General features: G+C 65.1%; 11 protein-coding genes. 8 read left to right on the top strand and 3 right to left on the bottom strand.

The annotated features are described in order from the left end of the window. Nucleotides 1-178: 178 nt before the first annotated feature. From culp6 to BST27_RS25775, 4 genes are all read left to right on the top strand, one after another. A complete protein-coding gene (culp6, locus tag BST27_RS25790) occupies nt 179-1,192 on the top strand; it encodes a carboxylesterase Culp6 (RefSeq protein WP_069422197.1) in 1,014 nt (337 codons plus the stop codon). 301 nt (nt 1,193-1,493) lie between these two features. Further along, complete coding sequence (gene fadD32, locus BST27_RS25785) at nt 1,494-3,401, top strand: long-chain-fatty-acid--AMP ligase FadD32 (protein ID WP_069422196.1); 1,908 nt, start codon at nt 1,494-1,496, stop codon at nt 3,399-3,401. A gap of 10 nt (nt 3,402-3,411) precedes the next feature. Continuing rightward, complete coding sequence (gene pks13 / locus BST27_RS25780; protein WP_069422195.1) at nt 3,412-8,802, top strand: polyketide synthase Pks13; 5,391 nt, start codon at nt 3,412-3,414, stop codon at nt 8,800-8,802. An 11-nt stretch (nt 8,803-8,813) separates the two neighbouring features. After that, nucleotides 8,814-10,388 (top strand): acyl-CoA carboxylase subunit beta, encoded by a 1,575-nt coding sequence (locus BST27_RS25775; RefSeq protein WP_069422194.1) that lies wholly within the window; start codon nt 8,814-8,816, stop codon nt 10,386-10,388. Nucleotides 10,389-10,489: 101 nt separating this feature from the next. Here the strand turns inward: BST27_RS25775 and BST27_RS25770 are convergent, their stop codons facing one another. From BST27_RS25770 to BST27_RS25760, 3 genes are read right to left on the bottom strand one after another with little or no spacing between them, the layout of a single operon-like run. Next, nucleotides 10,490-10,825: a DUF732 domain-containing protein gene (locus BST27_RS25770; RefSeq protein ID WP_069422193.1), complete on the bottom strand. Its 336-nt coding sequence runs from the start codon at nt 10,823-10,825 to the stop codon at nt 10,490-10,492. A 15-nt stretch (nt 10,826-10,840) separates the two neighbouring features. Next, entirely contained in the window at nt 10,841-12,193 is a 1,353-nt protein-coding gene (locus BST27_RS25765) for a PPE family protein (RefSeq protein WP_069422192.1), read from the bottom strand. Nucleotides 12,194-12,204: 11 nt separating this feature from the next. Next, nucleotides 12,205-13,428, bottom strand: a complete 1,224-nt coding sequence (locus BST27_RS25760; RefSeq protein ID WP_069422191.1) for a PPE family protein — start codon at nt 13,426-13,428, stop codon at nt 12,205-12,207. 690 nt (nt 13,429-14,118) lie between these two features. Here BST27_RS25760 and BST27_RS25755 point away from each other — a divergent pair. The 4 genes from BST27_RS25755 to BST27_RS25740 form a co-directional block, all read left to right on the top strand. Further along, complete coding sequence (locus BST27_RS25755; protein ID WP_069422199.1) at nt 14,119-14,541, top strand: MmpS family transport accessory protein; 423 nt, start codon at nt 14,119-14,121, stop codon at nt 14,539-14,541. Next, on the top strand, nt 14,538-17,411 hold the full coding sequence (locus BST27_RS25750) for an MMPL/RND family transporter (protein WP_069422190.1): 2,874 nt from the start codon (nt 14,538-14,540) through the stop codon (nt 17,409-17,411). The genes BST27_RS25755 and BST27_RS25750 overlap by 4 nt, the downstream gene beginning before the upstream one ends. A 7-nt stretch (nt 17,412-17,418) precedes the next feature. After that, nucleotides 17,419-20,328 (top strand): MMPL/RND family transporter, encoded by a 2,910-nt coding sequence (locus BST27_RS25745; protein WP_069422189.1) that lies wholly within the window; start codon nt 17,419-17,421, stop codon nt 20,326-20,328. Nucleotides 20,329-20,552: 224 nt separating this feature from the next. Continuing rightward, on the top strand, nt 20,553-22,930 hold a 2,378-nt coding region (locus BST27_RS25740), incomplete at its 3' end, for a non-ribosomal peptide synthetase (RefSeq protein WP_139805369.1).

Here is a 22,930-nt window from a genome sequence, read left to right as displayed (position 1 = left end):
CGGCACCGGCGGGCAGCTGCTGGGCCAGGACGGGCTGAACGGCTTGCCGTAACGGCCCGGAGCTGCGTCCCGGTCGGGCCCCAGGCCGGTCTAAACCGAGCCGGTACCGTGTAACTGAGTGCAAGCAGAGGGCGGCGCGGCCACGCTGGCACCTTTCCGACTCTGTTAGCAGGAGAACATGGCCAAGACTTCTCGGCGTAAACGCAACAAGATGCTCGCCTGGGCGGCCGCCGCCTCGGTGGCGCTGCTCGTTGCGCTGGTCATGGTGGCCGCGGTCGTCATTCTGCGCCACCGTGAAGCACCGCCCAGTGCGGTGCCGCCCGGCGTCCTGCCGTCGGGTCCGCCCACGTCATCGCAGCCGAAGAAGCCTCGGCCGGCCTACCAGGATGCGTCCTGCCCCGACGTGCAGTTGATCTCGATTCCCGGTACCTGGGAGTCGTCGTCGCAGGACAACCCGTTCAACCCGACGTTCAACCCGAACGCCCTGCTGCTGAGCGTGACGGGGCCGATCTCCCAGCAGTTCCCCGGCTCTCGGGTGCAGGTGTACACGGTGCCCTATCCGGCCCAGTTCCGTAACCCGATGGCCAACGACAACCAGATGAGCTACAACGACAGCCGCGCCGAGGGCACCCGCGCGACCGTCCAGGCGATCACGGACATGAACACCAAGTGCCCGCTGACCAGCTATGTGATCGTCGGTTTCTCGCAGGGCGCGGTGATCGCCGGCGACGTGGCCAGTGACATCGGCAACGGGCGCGGCCCGGTGGACGAGGACCTGGTGCTGGGTGTGACGTTGCTCGCCGACGGGCGCCGCGAGCAGGGCGTGGGCAACATGATCCCGCCGAGCCCGCCGGGCGAGGGCGCCGAGATCACCCTGCACGAAGTGCCGGTGCTGTCCGGGCTCGGCCTGACCATGACCGGGCCGCGACCGGGCGGCTTCGGCGCGCTGAACGACCGGACCAACGAGATCTGCGCCGAGGGCGACCTGATCTGCGCGGCACCCAAGGAGGCGTTCAGCCCCGCGAGGCTGCCGAGCACGATGAATACGTTGGCCGGCGGCGCGGGTCAGCCCGTCCACGCCCTGTACGGCACGCCCGACTTCTGGAATTCGGACGGCCAGCCCGCGACCGTATGGATATTGAACTGGGCCCGCGGTGTGATCGAAAAGGCACCGCATCCCAAACACGGCTGATCGGGCGCGGGACACAGCCCTAGTTGCGGCGGTAGCGAGGCTACTCGGCGGTACCTTGTGATTTGGTCTGCTGAGCACTGCCCCTTAACATTAAGAGAAATTTAAGAGCATGTGTTTGACCCAGTTGGGTCGAAGCCGGTTAGGACAGGCGCCCACGGGAAGCGCGCGCCAGTCCGGACCGGCTTGCGTGCAGAGGCGACTGCCGGCGTTGCCGGCGCCCAGATTTGCCCGTCGGCTCGAGAGACCGACCTAAAAATCGGCCCGAGGCCGACCTAGAGAGTTTGCGACAGGAGAGGGTGGCATGGCGACCGACAAACCGACCTACCACAACCCGTTCATCATGAAGGGGAAGATTCGCTTCCCTAAGGGCACCAATCTGGTTCGCCACGTCGAGCGGTGGGCCAAGGTGCGCGGCGACAAGCTGGCCTACCGGTTCCTCGACTACTCCACCGAACGCGACGGCATCCCCCGCGACATCATGTGGTCGGAGTTCAGCGCCCGCAACCGCGCCGTGGGAGCCCGTCTGCAGCAGGTCACCCAGCCCGGTGACCGCATCGCCATCCTGTGCCCGCAGAACCTCGACTACCTGATCTCCTTCTTCGGGGCGCTGTACTCCGGCCGGATCGCGGTCCCGCTGTTCGACCCGGCCGAGCCCGGTCACGTCGGCCGGCTGCACGCCGTGCTCGACGACTGCACCCCGTCGACCATCCTGACCACCTCGGAGTCGGCCGAGGGCGTCCGCAAGTTCATCCGCTCCCGCTCGGCCAAGGAACGGCCGCGTGTCATCGCCGTCGACGCCGTCCCGAACGAGGTCGCCTCGACCTGGGTGGAACCCGAGGCGGGCGAGGACACCATCGCTTATCTGCAGTACACCTCCGGCTCCACCCGCACCCCGTCCGGCGTGCAGATCAGCCACCTCAACCTGCCCACCAACGTGGTGCAGGTGCTGAACTCGCTGGAGGGCGCCGAAGGCGACCGCGGCGTGAGCTGGCTGCCGTTCTTCCACGACATGGGCCTGATCACGGCGCTGGTGGCCCCGGTGCTCGGGCAGAGCTTCACCTTCATGACTCCGGCCGCGTTCGTGCGCCGGCCCGGTCGCTGGATCCGTGAGCTCGCCCGCAAGCCCGAGGACACGGGCGGGGTGTACTCGGCCGCGCCGAACTTCGCGTTCGAACACGCCGCGGTGCGCGGCGTGCCCCGCGAGGACGAGCCGCCACTGGACTTGAGCAACGTCAAGGGCATCCTCAACGGCAGCGAGCCGGTGAACCCGGCGTCGATGCGCAAGTTCTACGACGCCTTCAAGCCCTATGGGCTGAAGGAGACCGCGGTCAAGCCGTCCTATGGTCTGGCCGAGGCCACGCTCTTCGTCTCGACCACCCCGATGGATCAGCCGCCGCGGGTCATCTACGTGGACCGCGACGAGCTGAACAAGCAGCGGTTCGTCGAGGTTGCGAAGGACGCGCCGAACGCGGTCGCACAGGTCTCCGCCGGCAAGGTCGGCGTGGACGAGTGGGCCGTCATCGTCGACGTCGACACGGCCAGCGAGCTGCCCGACGGGCAGATCGGCGAGATCTGGCTGCACGGCAACAACCTGGGCAACGCCTACTGGGGCAAGGAAGAGGAGAGCGTCCAGACGTTCCGGAACATCCTCAAGTCGCGGGTGCCCAACTCGCACGCGGAAGGCGTTCCCGACGACGGGCTGTGGGTCCGCACCGGCGACTACGGCACGTACCACGACGGGCACCTCTACATTGCGGGCCGCATCAAGGACCTCGTCATCATCGACGGCCGGAACCACTACCCGCAGGACCTCGAATACACGGCGCAGGAAGCGACCAAGGCGCTGCGCGTCGGGTACGTGGCCGCGTTCTCGGTGCCGGCCAACGAGTTGCCGCAGAAGGTGTTCGACGACCCGCACGCCGGGCTGACCTTCGACCCCGAAGACACCTCCGAACAGCTGGTCATCGTCGGGGAACGGGCCGCCGGGACGCACAAGCTCGACTACCAGCCCATTGCCGACGACATCCGGGCCGCAATCGCCGTTGGGCACGGGGTGACCGTGCGCGACGTGCTGCTGGTGCAGGCCGGCTCGATCCCGCGTACCTCCAGCGGGAAGATCGGCCGCCGCGCCTGCCGGGCGGCCTACCTCGACGGCAGCCTGCGCCGCGGCCTTCATTCGCCGCAGGCGTTTGCCAACGAATCGGACTGAACAGGTAGTTATGGCTGACACAGAGAACCAACCCCAGGAAAACGCGCCCGCCGGACAGCCTGCCAAGGGACCCGACATGACGGTCCCCGAGATGCGCCAGTGGCTGCGTGAATGGGTGGGCAAGGCGGTCGGCAGGTCCCCCGACGACATCGACGAGTCGGTGCCGATGGTGGAACTGGGCTTGTCGTCCCGCGACGCGGTGGCGATGGCCGCCGACATCGAAGACCTGACCGGTGTCACTCTGTCGGTCGCGGTGGCATTCCAGCACCCGACCATCGAATCGTTGGCCACCCGGATCATCGAGGGCGAACCAGAGCAGACCGAAGACGAAGCCGACGCCATCGACTGGTCCCGCAGCGGGCCGGCCGAGCGCGTCGACATCGCGATCGTCGGCTTGTCCACCCGCCTGCCCGGGGACATGAACAGCCCCGACGAAACCTGGCAGGCGCTGCTGGAAGGCCGCGACGCCATCACCGACCTGCCCGAGGGGCGCTGGGCGGAATTCCTCGAAGAGCCGCGACTGGCCGAGCGCATCGGCAAGGCGCGCACCCGCGGTGGCTACCTCAAGGACATCAAGGGCTTCGACTCGGAGTTCTTCGCGGTCGCCAAGACCGAGGCCGACAACATCGACCCGCAGCAGCGGATGGCGCTGGAGCTGACCTGGGAGGCGCTCGAGCACGCCCGCATCCCGGCGTCGAGCCTGCGTGGCGAGGCGGTCGGCGTTTTCATCGGGGTCACCAACAACGACTACGGCTTCCTGGCCATCTCGGACCCGACCGTCGCCCACCCGTACGCGATCACCGGTAACTCCGGTGCGATCATCCCCAACCGGGTGTCGTACTTCTACGACTTCCGCGGACCGTCGGTGATGGTCGACACCGCATGCTCAAGCTCGCTGGTGGCGATCCACCAGGGCGTCCAGGCGCTGCGCAACGGCGAAGCCGACGTGGTACTGGCCGGCGGCGTCAACGCGCTGATCACGCCCGCCGTCACGCTCGGTTTCGACGAGATCGGCGCGGTGCTGGCGCCCGACGGCCGGATCAAGTCGTTTTCGGCCGACGCCGACGGCTACACCCGGTCCGAGGGCGGCGGCATGGTCGTGCTCAAGCGGGTCGACGACGCCCGCCGCGACGGCGACCAGATCCTGGCCGTCATCGCCGGCAGCGCCGTCAACCACGACGGCCGGTCCAACGGCCTGATCGCGCCCAACCAGGACGCCCAGGCCGAGGTGCTGCGTCGCGCCTACAAGGACGCCGGCATCGACCCGCGCAACGTCGACTACATCGAGGCGCACGGCACCGGCACCATCCTGGGTGACCCGATCGAGGCCGAGGCACTGGGGCGGGTCGTCGGCCGCAACCGGCCCGCCGACCGGCCGGCGTTGCTGGGCGCGATCAAGACCAACATCGGACACCTCGAGTCCGCGGCCGGTGTGGCCAGCATCGCCAAGGTGGCGCTCGCGCTGCACCACGGCAAGCTGCCGCCGTCGATCAACTTCACCGCCCCCAGCCCGTACATCGACTTCGACGCGATGCGCCTGAAGGTGCTCGACCACGTCGCCGACTGGCCGCGCTACGGCGGCTACGCCCTGGCCGGGGTGTCCAGCTTCGGCTTCGGCGGCGCCAACGCGCACATAGTTTTGCGCGAGGTCTTGCCGCGTGACGTCATCGAGCGTGAGCCGGAGCCGGAAGCCACGCCTGCTCAACCAGCGGTTACTTCCGCCGGCGGCGACATCGCCGAGGGCGAAGGACATGCGCTGCGGTTCGACGAGTACGGCGAGATCATCACCGACGAGAGGGTCGGAGCCGGCGGCGCGGACGAGGAATACGAACTGCCCGGCGTGACCGAAGAGGCGCTGCGGCTCAAGGCCTTGGCGCTGGAAGAGCTTGCGGCGCAAGAGCCTTCGCCGCCGCTGATTCCGCTGGTGGTGTCGGCGTTCCTGACCTCCCGCAAGAAGGCGGCCGCCGCCGAACTTGCGGACTGGATGGAAAGCCCCGAGGGACAGGCGTCGTCGCTGGAGTCGATCGGGCGGTCGCTGTCACGCCGCAACCACGGGCGTTCCCGTGCGGTGGTGCTGGCCCACGACCACGAGGAGGCAATCAAGGGCCTGCGCGCGGTCGCCGAGGGCAAGCAGCGGCCGAACGTGTTCAGCGTGGACGGGCCGGTGACCAACGGCCCGGTCTGGGCCATGGCCGGATTCGGTGCGCAACACCGGAAGATGGCCAAGAGCCTGTATCTGCGCAACGAGGTCTTCGCCGAGTGGATCGAGAAGGTCGACTCGCTGATCCAGGATGAGCGCGGCTACTCGGTGCTCGAGTTGATCCTGGACGACTCCCACGAGTACGGCATCGAGACCAGCAACGTCACCATCTTCGCGATCCAGATCGCGCTGGGTGAGCTGCTCAAGCACCACGGCGCCAAGCCGGCGGCGGTGGTCGGTCAGTCCCTGGGTGAGCCGGCGTCGGCCTACTTCGCCGGGGGCCTGTCGCTGGAGGACGCCACCCGGGTCATCTGCTCGCGCTCGCACCTGATGGGCGAGGGCGAGGCGATGCTGTTCGGCGAGTACATCCGGTTCATGGCGATCGTCGAGTACTCCGCCGACGAGCTCAAGACGGTGTTCTCCGACTACCCCGACCTCGAGGTGTGTGTCTACGCCGCGCCGAGCCAGACCGTCATCGGCGGCCCGCCGGAGCAGATCGACGCGATCATCGCCCGCGCGGAATCCGAGGGCAAGTTCGCCCGCAAGCTGCAGACCAAGGGCGCCGGCCACACCTCGCAGATGGACCCGCTGCTCGGTGAGTTCTCCGCCGAACTGCAGGGCATCAAGCCGATGAGCCCGACCGTCGGGATCTTCTCGACCGTCCATGAGGGCACCTACATCAAGCCAGGCTCGGAGCCCATCCACGACGTCGCGTACTGGATCAAGGGGATGCGACACTCCGTGTACTTCACCCACGGCATCCGTAACGCCGTGGACAGCGGGTTCACCACGTTCCTCGAACTGGCCCCCAACCCGGTCGCGCTGATGCAGATCGGCCTGACCACCGCCGCCGCCGGCCTGCATGACGCCCAGCTGATCGCGACGCTGGCGCGTAAGCAGGACGAGGTCGAGTCGATGATCACGGCGATGGCCCAGCTCTACGTGTACGGCCACGACCTGGACATCCGCACGCTGTTCACCCGCGCCAAGGGGCCGGAGGACTACGCGAACATCCCGCCGACCCGGTTCAAGCGCAAGGAGCACTGGCTCGACGTGCACTTCACCGGCGACACCGCGGTGCTGATGCCGGGCAACCACGTCGCGCTGCCGGACGGCCGGCACGTGTGGGAGTACGCGCCCCGGGAGAAGACCGACCTGGCCGCGTTGGTGAGATCCGCCGCGACGACGGTGCTTCCGGACGCCGTCATCACGGCGGCCGAGCAGCGCGCCGTGCCCGGCCTGGGCGCCCGGTTGGTGACGACGTTGACGCGGCACCCCGGTGGCGCGTCCGTCCAGGTGCACGCCCGCATCGACGAGTCGTTCACGCTGGTGTACGACGCGCTGGTGAGCCGCGGCGGCGTTGAGTCGGTGCTGCCGGCGGCGGTCGGCGCGGGTACCGCGGTTGCGGTGTCGGCGGCGGAGCCTGCTGGTGACGTTGCGGCCATCGGGGCCGGCACCGAGGACGACGACGCCGAAACCCTGAGCGACAGCCTGACCACGCGCTACATGCCGGCCGGCTTCACCAAGTGGTCGCCGGAGTCCGGGGAGACGATCGCCGAGCGGTTGGGCACGATCGTGGGCGCGGCCATGGGCTACGAGCCCGAGGACCTGCCGTGGGAGGTGCCGCTGATCGAGCTCGGTCTGGACTCGCTGATGGCGGTGCGCATCAAGAACCGGGTCGAGTACGACTTCGACCTGCCGCCGATCCAGTTGACGGCGGTGCGGGACGCGAACCTCTACGCCGTCGAGAAGCTGATCGAGTACGCGATCGAGCACCGCGACGAGGTCCAGCAGCTGCACGAGTACCAGAAGACGCAGACGGCCGAGGAGATCGCCAAGGCGCAGGCCGAGTTGCTCAGTGGAGCGACGCCGAGCACCGTGCTGGCGCCTGCGCCGGATCCGCAGGCCGAGCCGCAGACCCGGCCGGAGCCTGCTGCCGCTCCCGAGGCTGCTTCCGAAGCTGCTCCGGAAGCCTCCGACGCGCCGATCCCGCCGCCGCCGACGGATCCGTCGGGACCGGCGGGGGCCGGTACGAACGGGACCGCAGCGGCCGGGAACGGGCAGGCGGTCGACCTGAAGGGCGCCGCAGCGGCGCTCAGCCAGGAAGCCGTCGCCAAGGCACTGAACTCCGACGTGCCACCCCGTGACCAGGCCGAACGGGTCACCTTCGCCACCTGGGCGATCGTCACCGGCAAGTCCCCGGGCGGCATCTTCAACCCGCTGCCCAAGCTGGACGAGGCGTCCGCCAAGAAGATGGCCGAGCGGCTGTCCGAGCGTGCCGAAGGCCCGATCACGGTCGAGGACGTGGTGTCGTCGGCCAACATCGAGGAGCTCGCCGACAAGGTGCGCGGCTACCTCGAGGCCGGGGTATTGGACGGGTTCGTCCGCACCCTGCGCCCGCGCCGCGAGGGTGACCCGACCCCGCCGGTGTTCGTCTTCCATCCGGCCGGTGGTTCGACGGTGGTGTACGAGCCGCTGCTCAACCGGTTGCCACCGGACACTCCGATGTACGGCTTCGAGCGGGTCGAGGGCACGATCGAAGAGCGCGCCGAGATCTACGTCCCCAAGTTGATCGAGATGCAGGGCGACGGGCCTTACATCCTGGTCGGCTGGTCACTGGGCGGAGTGCTGGCCTACGCGTGCGCGATCGGCCTGAAGCGACTGGGCAAGGACGTCCGGTTCGTGGGCCTGATCGACGCGGTGCGCGCGGGCGAGGAGATCCCGCAGACCAAGGAAGAGATCCGCAAGCGTTGGGATCGCTACGCCAAGTTCGCCGAGAAGACGTTCAACGTGACCATTCCGGCGATCCCGTACGAGCACCTGGAACAGCTCGACGACGAGGGTCAGGTCCGGTTCGTGCTGGACGCGGTCAAGGAGAGCGGGGTGCAGATCCCGGCCGGGATCATCGAGCACCAGCGCACGTCGTACCTGGACAACCGGGCGATCGACACCGCGCAGATACAGCCTTTCGATGGGCATGTAACGCTCTACATGGCCGATCGCTACCATGACGACGCGATCATGTTCGAGCCGCGGTACGCCGTCCGCAAGCCGGATGGGGGCTGGGGCGAGTACGTTTCCGACCTCGAGGTCGTGCCGATCGGTGGCGAGCACATCCAGGCCATCGACGAGCCGATCATCGCCAAGGTTGGCGAACACATGAGCCGTGCTTTGAAAGAGATCCAGAGCCGGACGAGTTAGGTAGGCACGCAGTGACGGGTACGGAAGCAACTCCGGTAGTTCACACGACCGCGGAGAAACTGGCCGAGCTGCGTGAGCGCCTGGAATTGGCCAAAGAGCCCGGCGGCGAGAAGGCCGCGGCCAAACGGGACAAGAAGGGCATCCCGAGCGCCCGTGCCCGCGTGCACGCGTTGGTCGACCCCGGCACCTTCTTCGAGATCGGTGCGCTGTGCAAGACCCCGGGTGACCCCAACGCACTGTACGGCGACGGCGTCGTCACCGGGCACGCGCTGATCGACGGCCGCCCGGTCGGGGTGTTCTCGCACGACCAGACCGTGTTCCAGGGCACGGTGGGCGAGATGTTCGGCCGCAAGGTCGCGCGCCTGATGGAGTGGTGCGCGATGGTCAACTGCCCGATCATCGGCATCCAGGACTCTGGCGGGGCCCGCATCCAGGATGCAGTGACCTCGTTGGCGTGGTACGCCGAGCTGGGCCGCCGGCACGAGATTCTGTCCGGGCAGGTGCCGCAGATCTCGCTGATCTTCGGCAAGTGCGCTGGGGGAGCGGTGTATTCGCCGATCCAGGACGACCTGCTGGTCTCGGTGCGCGACCAGGGTTACTTCTTCGTCACCGGGCCTGACGTGATCCGCGAAGTGACCGGTGAGGACGTCACCCTCGACGAACTCGGTGGCTCCGACGCCCAGGCCCGCTACGGCAATATCCATCAGGTCGTCGACTCCGAGGCCGAGGCCTTCCAGTACGTGCGGGACTTCTTGTCGTTCCTGCCGTCCAACTGCTTCGACAACCCGCCGATCATCAACCCCGGGCTGGAACCGGAGATCACGCCGACGGACCTCGAACTCGACTCGATCGTGCCCGACTCGGACAACGCGGGCTACGACATGCACGAGATCCTGCTGCGGATCTTCGACGACGGCGACTTCCTCGAGGTCGCCGCGCAGCAGGGCCCGGCCATCATCACCGGCTACGCCCGGGTGGACGGGCGTCCCGTCGGCGTCATCGCCAACCAGCCCATGTACCTCGCCGGGTCGATCGACAACGAGGCCTCGGACAAGGCGGCGCGCTTCATCCGGTTCTGCGACGCGTTCAACATCCCGCTGGTGTTCGTGGTGGACACGCCCGGCTTCCTGCCGGGTGCCGAGCAGGAGAAGAACGGCATCATCAAGCGCGGCGGGCGGTTCCTGTACGCGGTGGTCGAGGCCGACGTGCCGAAGGTGACGATCACGATCCGCAAGTCCTATGGCGGCGCCTACGCGGTGATGGGCTCCAAGCAGCTGACCGCCGACTTCAACTTCGCCTGGCCGACCGCCCGGATCGCGGTGATCGGGGCCGAGGGCGCGGCGCAGTTGTTGATGAAGCGGTTCCCGGACCCGACGACGCCCGAGGCGCAGCAGATCAAGAAGGACTTCATCGAGGGCTACAACCTCAACATGGCGATTCCGTGGACCGCCGCCGAGCGCGGGTTCATCGACGCCGTGATCGAACCGCACCAGACGCGGCTGCTGCTGCGTAGGTCTTTGCACCTGCTGCGGGACAAGCAGCTGTGGTGGCGGGTGGGTCGCAAGCACGGCCTGATCCCGATCTAATTTCTCCCGCCGAGTTCTCCCGCCGAGTTCTCCCGCCGAGCAGACGCAAAGTTGTACGAAAACCCTTGTTTCCGTACAACTTTGCGTCTGCTCGCGGGGAATTATTCGGTGGGCTCGATGGCCCGCGGACAGTAGTGCTTCGCGGATATGGTCGCGAACCGGGCGGTGTCGGCGGGGGTTAGCCCCGGGTTGTTGTCCCGGATGTCGTTGAGCAGCTGAAGTCCCGATACGCCGCGAGAAATGAAGCCGCACACCGCTTTACCGGCGCTGATGGCTTGGTTCGGATCCTGGAAGCTGATCCCGATTTGGGTGAGGTCGGCGAGGAACTCTTCGTTGTGCTCGTCGGTGGGTGGCTCGTCGGCGCCGGGCTCGGCGTGGGCGGGTGCCGCGACGACTATCCCGAACGCCACGGCGAGCAGCGCCGGCAGCAGTTTCATGAAAGTCTCCTGGTGCTACTTGGACTGTAATTCCGGCGGTGCAACGGGCGCGGCTTCCTCGCTATCCAGCACATGAACGGCGTGCACGCCGGGAGTTGTTCTCAGCTTCGCCACCAAATCGTCAAGGCCGGCTTCATCGACGCTCCAATGCTGGACCTTGTCGGGCTGTTCCTGCAGCTGCGCAATGATTCGATCGAGCTTGACCGGTTCGATGCGCCGCTCGGTGGCCGTCGTACGGGCGGCCTGCTTGCCGGTCGGATTGTTGATGACGCGGGCCGCCGGGCTGCCGAGGGCCCCGCCCATGAAGCTGCCCAGGTTCGCCTCGTCGAGCAGACCGGCGGGCAGACCCGTCGCCGTCGGCGCGGCCGCCACGCTGGTAATCCCGTTGGACGCCAGCCTGATCGCGGGGGTGGCGCTTGCCCAACTCGGCGGCACCGACAACCCCCCGACGGTGGGCGCGGCGCCAACAATCGCCGATGCGGGCTTGACCAAGGCGGCGGCCGCCCGCCCGGACGACAGACCGCCGCTCAGCGCCGACTTCGGGATCTCCTTCGCCCACGGCGCGTAGATGAAGAAGTTCTTCCATTGCGAAATGCCCATGCCGGTGGTGCTGTTGACGACGTTGGTCCAGGTGCCCTGGCTGCCGATGCCGGAAATGCTCGAATAGAGCGCCTCCCACAGCGGCGCGATCTCGCTGTTGCCGGTGACCGCCGCGATCACTTGCTCCCAGAACTTCGCGTAGTCGCTGGCGAAGGTGTTGAGGAGGTCCTCTATCTGATGGATCCACGACAGCACCGAACTGGCCGCCGCGGTGGATTGGGCCGCTGCCGCGGTGCCATTGGTGGTGGGCGGCGGCGGGGTGAACGGGGTCAGGTCACCTGCGGCAGCGGACGCACTGGCGTAGGCGAACATCGCCGCGACGTCTTGGGCCCACATCTGCGCGTACTCGCCTTCGGTGGCAGCGATCGCGGCGCCGTTCTGCCCGAAGAGGTTGGTCGTGACCAGCGATTGCAGCTGGACTCGGTTGGCCACGACCTCTGCGGGTGGCGCGACGGCGGCGAACGCGGCCTGGTAGGCGTCGGCCGCGGCCGTGGCCTGGGCGGCGGTGTGCTCGGCCTGGGCCGCGGTGGCCGACAACCAGGCGACATAGGGCGCGGCGGCGGCCGCCATGGACGCCGATGACGGGCCCACCCACGACTCGACCAACTCCGAGATCACGAGTCCGTAGTCGAATGCGGTCGAATGCAGCTCGCTGGCCAGGCGCTGCCAGGCCGCTCCGGCGGCCAGCATCGGTTCTGCGCCCGGCCCGGCGTAGATCTGGGTGGAGATCACCTCGGGCGGCAGTACCGCGAAATCAACGAAAACCATTGGCCCTGTCCTTATTTCGCGTCAGGCGGTATCACGATGACGGTGGAACTGGTGGCGATGTCGTCGACGGCCACGGCACCGGGTATTCGGACGGTAGATCCGAGGACGGCACGGGTGGTGCTGCTGCCGACGGCCCGCCCGGCCAGACTCGACAGGGCCGTCTGCCCGAACACGCCTTGCGGGGCGTTGGCCGCCATCGCGGGACCGGCGTCGATGATGGTCTCCGGCAGCTGCGACGCGATCGTCCTGACGGCCGGCACGGCCGAGGCCCAGTTCGCCGGCACCGACAGCGACCCGATCGAGCTCGCGCGTCCCAACCCGGCGGCCACCGACCCGGCCGCCTGCAGCGCGGACGCGCCGCCGGTCAGTAGCTCGCTGCGCAGCAGTGGTGCCAGGGCGCCGGTGAGAGGCTTGGGATGAAGGAGCGGGCCGATGCCCTGGATGCCGGTGCCGAGGGCCGGGATGCTGATGCTGACCTGCCACCAGTTCTTGACCAAGCCCGCCCAACCGAGCGGTGTATACGGCCCGGCGATCAGGTTGTTCAACACGGCGTTGAACGTCTTGACGATCGCAGTGACCTCTGCCAGCGGCGTCGTGGCCGCCGCGGTCGCCGGCCCGGCGGTCGATGCGAGGCTTTGCACCGCGTTGGGAATCTGCGAGATGAGCTGGGACAGCAGCGTTTGCGCGTCGGCGGCGGCCGCTCCACCCGTGTTGGTGGTAACCGGAGGCGAGGTGAACGGGTCCAGTTGCGTTGCGGCCGCCGATGCGCCGGCGTAGGCGTACATCGCCGCGGCGTCTTGGGCCCACATCTCGGCGTAGTCCGCTTCGGTAGCCGCTATCGCCGGCGTGTTCTGGCCCAGCAGGTTGGTCGCGACGAGCGACGCCAACAACGCCCGGTTGGCGGCGATCTCCGGCGGCGGGACGGTGGCCGCGAAGACGGCGTCGAAGGCGGCCGCAGCCGCTCTGGATTGCGACGCCGCCTGCTCCGCTTGTGCGGCACTGCGGCCGAGCCACGCGATGTAGGGCGCCGCCGCCTCCGCCATCGACGTCGCCGAGGGGCCGTGCCAGTTGATGCTGGTGAGCTGCGCGATTGCGGAGTTGTAGACCGCTGCTGCGGAATGCAATTCGGCGGCGATGCCATCCCAGGCGGCGGCCGCGGCCAGGTGCGGCGCCGAGCCCGGCCCAGCGTAGATTCTGCCGGAGTTGACCTCCGGCGGTAACGCTCCGAAATCCATGGCTTCCTCCGGCCCGAAGAGTCTTGGTTGTAGACGGCGTCGGCTACACGCGATCCAGCTCGGCATAGCGGTGGGGAAATAATTGCGTCGAATTCGATAGGGGTCAAAGCGTGGTAGGAAGGCCGCGCCGTCGGTTTCGGCTGGTTATCAGTTGCTGACCAATGCAATCCACGGTCGATTTCGACTGCCCCGGTGGCGCCCCAACTCCCTATCTGGTGCCGGGTCGTTTTCCCAGCCGCGGGGGTACGCAGATAAACGCACGGTGAGCAAAACGGTCCCCGTGTAACCCGTTGGCCAACAATAACTTTCGTGACCGGCCGTAAATCGGATCACGCGACCGTAGGTAGCGTCAGCGCGGTCAGCCGGTAACGGGGCGGGCGCCGCCGGCGCGTTGCACGTCAACCCGTCCAGCAAACCCCGCCGCGGGCGGATTCCATGGGCGTTCGGCGTCGTCGCAGACGGCAATTCCGAACCTTGATCAGGCGCTGGAATTCGGATACCACAGCGGTACATGTGGGCTAGGGTGATCCGGTGGTGGAAGGCAGCGTTCGAGGCGCCGAGCAAGGCCCGCCTGCCCCCGTCGCCGACGCCGGAAGCGATGCCAGCAAACGAACCGACCGTCGCGCCCCACGATTTCAAGGCAGGGCCGAAAAGGGCCGGCGGAAGCACGGACGCACCGTTTTCCAGGTTCTGAAGCGGCTGTGGATTCCGCTGGTCATACTGATCGTCTTCGTCGCCGGGGGATTCACCGTGTCGCGTCTGCACGGGATCTTCGGCTCGGAAAAGCCCGCCTCGTACGCCGACACGCGTCAAGACGAGCCCAAACCGTTCAACCCCAAGCGCCTGCGATATGAGGTCTTCGGTCCGCCCGGGACGTCCGCCCAGATCAGCTACTTCGACGTAAATGGTGCACCGCAACGTGTCAGGGGCGTAGCGCTGCCTTGGTCGTTGGAGTTCGAAATCAAGGTGTCGACCAGCGTTGGTGACGTCGCTGCGCAGGGCGACAGTGACTGGATCGGATGCCGCATCGTGGTCGACGGTGAAGTCAAGGCGGAGAAGATCTCGCAGCACGAAGTGAGTTCGTTTACTTATTGCATGCTGAAGGCCGCATGAAGCAAATGCGCAACGACCCGCCTAGTGTTGCGCGGACTATTCATCGACTGGCGGTACCGGTCATTCTGGGCTGGTTGGCGCTAGTAGTCATCTTGAACGTCACGGTTCCTCCACTGGCACAGGTCGAGAAGGAACATTCGGTAGCGCTCAACGCCACGGATGCGCCGTCCTACAAAGCGGCAAACCGGATCAGCAGAGACTTCAATCAATCCGATTCCACCAACATGGTGATGATCGTGCTGGAGGGCCAGCAACCACTCGGCGACGAGGCGCACCGCTACTACGACCACCTGATTCGCCAACTGTCAGAAGACCCGAAACACGTCACCCACATTCAGAACTTCTGGGGCGATCCACTCACTGCGGGCGCGGCGGAAAGCGGCGATGGCAAAGCCGCCTACGTCGAAGTGGATCTCACCGGCGAACCGGGCCAAACCTTGGGCAACGAATCAGTGGCAGTCGTTCGGCAAATCGTCGAGCACACACCCGCGCCGCCTGGCGTCAAGGCGTATGTCACTGGGCCTTCTGCGGTAGCCGCGGACATGGGCCAGAGCGGCGACGAAACGGTACTCATGATGACGCTGGTGAGCGTGACCGTCATCTCGGTGATGTTGCTCTTCGTATACCGCTCGATATTCACCGTAATTCTGTTACTGCTCATGGTGGGATTGGAGCTGATGGCGGCTCAGGGAGTTGTCGCCTTCCTCGGCCACCACGGGCTCATCGGCCTCACCACCTACGGCGTCAATCTGCTCGTTTCCATCGGGATTGCGGCAGGAACGGATTACGGCATATTTTTTGTCGGCCGGTACCTGGAAGCGCGTCAGGCCGGCGAGGACCGTGAAACCGCCTATTTCACGGCCTATCGCGGGGTCGCAAAGGTTGTCCTGGCGTCCGGTGTGACGATCGCAGGAGCGGTGTTCTGCCTGACCTTCACCAGGTTGCCCATCCTGAGTTCCATGGGCCCGCCGTGCGCGGTGGGCATACTCGTCGCGGTCGCGGTAGCGCTGACGCTGGTTCCCGCGGTAATTCGGGTCGGAAGCCGCTTTGGCCTGTTCGAACCCAAGCGAAGGATCCATGTCCGAGGGTGGCGACGAGTGGGCACGGCGATCGTCAGGTGGCCGGTGCCGATCCTCACCGCGACGGTGGCCATCACGCTCGTCGGACTGCTGACGTTGAGCGGTTACAAACCCAGCTATGTCGAGCAGAAGTTCATCCCCGACAACATTCCGGCCAGTTTGGGATATGCGGCCGCCGCGCGCCATTTTCCTCAGTCGGCAATGATGGCGCCCGAGATCCTATTGATCGAATCCGATCATGACCTACGCAATTCCGCCGACTTTCTGGTGTTGAACAAGCTCGCGAAGGGCGTGTTGGCGGTGCCGGGCATCGCCACTGTCCAGGCCGTTACCCGGCCCGAGGGAACGCCGATCGCGCACACCTCGATCCCGTTCATCCTGAGCATGCAGCAGGCTGCCATGCTACAGAACTTCGGATTCCAGCAAGAGCGAATGAACGACATGCTGAAGCAGGCCGATGAACTGGCAGCGACCATCGAGCTGATGCAACGCATGCAGGACCTGATGCAACGGCTCGTCGGCGCGACTCATCGCATGGTCGTCGAGACCCATGAAATGCAGGGGCTGACCAACGAGTTGCGCGATCACCTCGCGGACTTCGAGGACTTCTGGCGGCCGATCCGCAGCTACTTTTACTGGGAGAGGCACTGCTACGACATTCCCGTCTGTTTCTCGCTGAGATCTCTATTCGAAGGAATCGACGGTGTCGATGCGATCACCGAGAAACTGCGCGATATGGTCGCCGAGCTCGATCAGTTGGATTTGATCATGCCGCAACTCGTGACCCAGTTCCCGCCGATGATCGCGATGCTGCAGAGCATGCGCAAGATGATGCTGGCGATGCACGCCACCATGGCGGGGACGCTCGGCGAGATGGAAGACAATGGCGGCGATCCGACCGCGATGGGACAGGCTTTCGACGCCGCCAAAGACGACGATTCTTTCTATCTGCCTGCGGAGGTTTTCAAAAACAAGGACTTCAGGCGGGTCATGGACGTCTTCCTGTCGCCGGACGGGAAGGCGGCCCGCATGTTCATCACCCAGATGGGCAACCCCGCATCGCCAGAGGGCATTGCGCGGGTGGACGCGATAACCAACGCGGCCGAGGAGTCGCTCAAGGGAACGCCGCTGGAAAACTCCCGGATCTACCTCACCGGTACCGCGGCGTCAACGAAAGACCTCATCACCGGCTCCAAATATGATCTGATGATCGCCGGACTGGCGGCGCTCTGCCTGATTTTCGCGGTAATGCTGATAATCACGCGGAGTCTGGTCGCTGCCTTGATCATCGTGGGCACGGTACTGGTGTCACTCGGCGCATCCTTCGGACTTGCGGTGCTGGTGTGGCAATACATTCTCGGCATCCAAATACACTGGGTCGTGCTGGTGATGTCGCTCATCATCCTTTTAGCAGTGGGATCTGACTACAATCTGCTGCTGGTTTCCCGGATGAAAGAAGAAATTGGTGCCGGCATTAACACGGGCATAATTCGGGCAATGGGCGGCACCGGAAAAGTGGTGACGAACGCGGGGTTGGTGTTCGCATTCACCATGGGTTCTATGGTGGTCAGTAATCTACTCAGTATTGGCCAGATTGGCACCACAATCGGCCTCGGATTGCTCTTTGACACATTGATCGTGCGTGCGTTCATGACGCCGTCGATCGCGGCATTGTTGGGGCGTTGGTTCTGGTGGCCACAACAAGTGCGTCCCCGGCCCGCAAGTTCGCTGCTGCGGCCAACGGGACCGCGGCCATTGGTGCGCGCGCTGTTGCTGAGGCAACCCGAGTAGAGGCCGCATGGGAACCGCACCTCCCCCGACTTCTTCCATAGCGCGGTCGATCCGCAAGCTCTCTCCGGTGATCATTCTGGCCTGGATCGCGCTGATTTTGGTTGTCACGCTTGCGGTTCCACCACTGGAGCAGGTAGGCCGCGAGCATTCCGTCCCATTGGCGCCGCAAGACTCGCCGTCGGTGCAAGCCATGACCCGAATAGGCAAGGACTTCGCAGAATCCAATTCGGACAGCTTCGCCATGATCGTCCTCGAGGGACAGGAGCAACTGGGCGACGAGGCACATGCGTACTACGCCAGTTTGATTCGCGCATTGCGGGCCGACCGCCGGCACGTCGAACATGTGCAGGACTTGTGGGGCGATCGATTTACGGCGGCCGGAGCACAAAGCGCCGACGGCAAAGCCGCCTATGTGCAACTGAACCTGGCCGGCAACCAAGGAACTACCTTGGGACAGGAATCTGTGGCGGCGGTCCGCGCAATTGTAGAAAGGACGCCGCACCCGCCGGGAGTCAAAGTTTATGTCACCGGCCCGGCGGGTCTCGTTGTCGATATGCAGCGTAGTGGCGAGAACTCGATGTTGAAGATGACCATGATCGGTGCCCTGATCATCTTCACGGTCCTGCTCGTGGTCTACCGTTCTGTTGCCACGGTGATTATCGTGTTGGCGACGGTTGGCGTCGAAGTATTTGCTGCCAGGGGAGCAGTGGCATTTCTAGGCCACCATGGTCTGGTTGGTCTCTCGACATTTTCCATCAATCTGCTGGTGGCCCTCGCGATGGCGGCCGGCACCGATTACGGGATTTTCTTTATCGGTCGATATCAAGAGGCGCGCCAGGCTGGGGAGGATCCGGAGACGGCCTATTACACGACCTATCGCGGGGTCGCTCCCGTCGTGTTGGGCTCCGGATTGACGATAGCCGGGGCGATGTTGTGCCTGAGTTTTACCCGGATGCCGATCTTCCAGACCATCGGCGTGCCGTGCGCCGTGGGTATGGCCGTCGCGGTCGCTGTCGCGGTGACGCTGATTCCCGCGATTCTGGCAGCGGGAAGCGCCTTCGGATTGTGCGACCCCAAGCGGCGCTTGGGGGTTCGTCGGTGGCGGCGGGTCGGCACCGCGATTGTGCGCTGGCCGGCGCCCATTCTGGTAACGACCTTGGCGGTCGCGCTGATCGGTCTGCTGACCCTCCCGGGCTACAAAACGAGCTACGACGACCGGCTTTATCTACCCGACGGCATCCCGGCAAATCTGGGGTACGCGGCGTCTGACCGCCATTTCTCGCAGTCGAGGATGATGCCGGAAATACTGCTTGTCGAAGCCGACCACGATATGCGCAACCCGGCGGATTTTCTGGTGCTGCACCGGCTCGCCAAAGCGATATTCAGAACTCCGGGAGTTGCGCGTGTGCAAGGCGCAACAAGGCCCGAGGGAACACCTATCGAACACACTTCAATACCATTCTTGATCAGTATGCAAACCGCAGCCATGGTGCAGAGCATGAACTCCATGAAAGAGGCTGTCGATGGCCTACTCAAGCAGGCTGAACTCCTCGACAACCAGATTGCGATAATGAAAAAGCTGAACGATTTGCAACAGCGGGTCGCTGCAGTCACGCACAGCACTGTCACGGACACCAAAGAGATGGCTGGAATGATGGAGGAGCTGCGGGGTCATATCGCGGACTTCGAAGATATATGGCGACCAATCCGCAGCTATTTTTATTGGGAGCGACACTGCTATGACATTCCAATATGCTTCTCGCTGAGGTCATTGTTCGATCTGGTGGACGGTGTCGACCAGATCAGCGACAAGCTCGAAGATGTCGTCACCAACCTCGAGGAAGTCGACGTTCTGTTGCCGCAACTGGTGGCGGCGTTCCCAGGGCTCATCACGGGGGCGGAACAAGCGCGCGCGATGATCTTGAAAATGCACAGCACGATGTCCGGGATCTTCAGCGAAATGGACGAATCATCCGAGAACGCCACCGCAATGGGGCAGGCATTCGACGCTGCAAAGAATGACGATTCCTTTTATCTGCCGCCGGAAGTCTTCCAGAATCCGGATTTCCAACGGGCTCTGCATGCCTTCCTGTCGCCGGACGGGAAAGCGGCGCGGTTCATAATTTCGCACAAGGGTGACCCCACGACGCCTGAAGGCGTGGCGCGTATCGATCGGATCCGAGGCGCAGCCGTGGAGGCTCTCAAGGTGACACCCCTCAAGGACGCCCGGATCTATCTCGCGGGTACGGCGTCCACGTACAAAGATTTCCGGGACGCCTCGAAATACGACCTGCGCATCGCCTTCATCGGCGCGATCTGTCTGATCTTCATCATCATGCTCGTGCTCACGCGTAGTTTCGTGGCAGCGCTGGTCATCGTCGGTACCGTCGCACTGTCACTCGGCGCATCGTTTGGGCTTTCGGTTCTTATTTGGCAGTACATTCTGGGGATCAGGCTGCACTGGATGGTGCTGCCAATGTCGGTGATCGTCCTCCTGGCTGTGGGGTCCGATTACAACTTGCTTTTGGTATCGCGCATGAAGCAGGAATTGGGTGCTGGGGTAAAGACTGGGATCATCCGCGCGATGGGCGGAACCGGCAAGGTCGTGACAAATGCGGGGCTGGTTTTCGCATTCACCATGGCCTCGTTGGTGTTTAGCGATCTGCGGATCATCGGCCAGGTCGGTACCACCATCGGCCTGGGACTGCTGTTTGACACGTTGGTTGTGCGTTCGTTCATGACGCCGGCCGTAGCCGCGCTGCTCGGACGCTGGTTCTGGTGGCCACAGCCCGTGCGTCCCCGACCGGCCAGTTCGATGCTGCGGTCCGTCGGATCGCGCCCATTGGTAAGGACCCTGCTACTGCCGTCGTCGACCCCCGCGGATGCCGTAGCAACCGGACGGCCCTTCTCCGCCTAACTAACCCCGTCGAACCGCTACGCGTCCGCGCTACCCGAAACCGCACTCCGGTGGGCTCGCACCGGCTTTGTGGGACCCCACTCCACCAGCGCATTCATAGATTTGGGAACCACATTTTCCGACAGCCCACGCGATCAGCTGGTGCGCGATATGCTCACCGCCTACATAAGCGACGCCAAGCGGGCATGGTGTGCGGAGAGCAAACAGATTGAATTCGGGGATGGATGGAAGTGGCGGGCGTCGGGGCTTTGCCCCTGACCGGGCGACAGCTAGATATCTGGCTCTCGCAGATGGCGACTGGATCGAGCGCCGAATGGCATCTAGGACTCTTTGTAACAATTGACGGTCCCGTCAATGTTGAATTACTCCGGCAAGCAATCCGAACCGCGGTTCAAGAGGCCGCACCGGTCCGGGCCAGCTTCTTCGAGGCGGATGGCCAGGTCTTCCAGAAGGCGATCGACGACCCGGTCATAGACCTAGAACTGCATGACCTGAGGTCATCGGCGTCCCCACTGGAGGAAGCACGTGCGATCGCGGCGTCGATCGAACGTCGCCCGATGTCGTTGGCCGAACTCCCATTGAGATTTGCGTTATTCCGAACCCGCGACGCCGAGTATTACTGGTACACCTGCTGCCACCATATCGTCATCGACGGCACCGGAATTGCCCTTATGGGGCGACGTATTGCAAATATCTACACCGCACTTATGTCGGGAACTTCCGTCTCTGCCGCCTTTTTCGGCTCGTTACAGGATCTGGTGGCCAGCGAATCCCAATACGAAAAATCCGCTGACTATTTAATAGATCAGGAATATTGGCGTCAGAACCGTCCCACGGAAAGCGGACTCGACTACCCATCGACCCAGGATCGGGATCAGTCCGGTGTTTCTGCGCCGGTTCAACTGGACCCCGCACTCGGCGGTCCGATCAAGGGGTTGTCCAAAGCGTTGGGCGTGCGACGTTCGTCGGTCCTTGCGGCGGCCTGCGCATTGTTGGTGCGTGGGTTCGCCGGTGACACATCGGAAGTGGTGCTCGACTTCCCGGTCAGCAGACGCGTGGACGCAGAAACGAAGTTGCTTCCCGGGATGTTGGCGGGGACGGTGCCACTCGTATTGCGGACGTCACCGGTGTCCTCCGTCGCCGACTTTTGCCAGCAGGTTGACCGACGCATACGGGAAGCGCTGAAACATCAGCGATTTCCGGTGCACCATCTGGAGCGCGACGCTCTCGGCGGCCCGAGGCGGGTGCCCAACCGGGTAGTTCTCAACTTCGTTCCGGCCAGACTCGCGCTGGATTTTGCCGGAGTTCCGGGTACGGCGAGGTTTACCTCCTACGGGCCGGTAGGCCACTTCGGCATGTTCTTCCTCGGCGCCGGCGACGAGCAGCATTTCACCACTAGCGGCGCCGGACAACCGTTTTCGAATTTTGACGTCACCGATCTGGCGACGCGACTGCAGCGGGTATTGGTCGCGATGACCGACGATCCGCAGCGGCGGCTGTCCTCGATTGACGTTGTGGACGACGTCGAGCGAACCGCGCTGGATGAGCTCGGCCATCGGGGCGTGCTCAATGGTCCTGCGCCGGTTGGAGCTTCGCTCCCGGCGTTGTTCGAGGCGCAGGTGCAGCGCACACCTGATGCAACAGCGCTGACCTTCGAAGGTTCGTCACTGTCGTACCGCGAATTGAACGATGCCGCTAACCGCTTGGGGCTCTTGCTTGCTGGGTATGGCGCGGGCCCCGGTCAATCCGTGGCATTGCAACTGCCCCGCTCGGCGCGCGCGATCGTCGCGATTCTGGCGGTACTGAAAACCGGTGCGGCCTACGTGCCGATCGACCCGGCGGTACCGGCAGCGCGGGCGCGGTTCGTGCTCGACGACGCCCGCCCGGTTGCGGTGCTGACCACCGCCGAACTGATCGACCGCTACGAGGGGTGTGCGGCGGATGTGCTCGATGTAGATGACCTCGGGTCGGCGCCCGACCACCGGGCGATGCTGGTCGGCCCGGCCCCCGATGACATCGCGTACGTCATGTACACCTCAGGCACTACCGGTGTGCCCAAGGGCGTGGCGATTACCCACCGCAATGTGTCGCGATTGATGGGGGCATGGCAGGAGGGTCTGCCGCACCCGGGGGTGTGGTCGCAATGGCATTCCCTGGCGTTCGACATCTCCGCTTGGGAGATTTGGGGCGCGTTGCTGCATGGGGGCCGCCTGGTGGTGGTGCCCGAGACGGTCGCGGGTTCCCCTGCAGACCTGCACGCGCTGCTGATCGCGGAGCAGGTTTCCGTGTTGAGTCAGACCCCGTCGGCCGTGGGGGCATTGTCGAGGCAGGGGTTGGAGTCGACGGCGTTGATCGTCGACGGTGAGCCGTGCCCTGCCGAGGTAATGGATCAGTGGGCTCCCGGCCGGGTCATGATCGACGCCTACGGGCCGACGGAGACCACGATCTACGCGGCGATCAGTGCCCCGTTGGTGGCAGGGATGGGTCCGGTGCCGATCGGGGTGCCGGTGCCGGGGGCGGCGCTGTTTGTGTTGGATGGCTGGTTGCGGCCGGTGCCGGTGGGTGTGGTGGGGGAGTTGTATGTGGCGGGTTCGGGTGTGGG

This window comes from Mycobacterium intermedium (assembly GCF_002086275.1).
Classification (GTDB): domain Bacteria; phylum Actinomycetota; class Actinomycetes; order Mycobacteriales; family Mycobacteriaceae; genus Mycobacterium; species Mycobacterium intermedium.
This window is presented reverse-complemented; position numbering and strand designations above follow the sequence as displayed.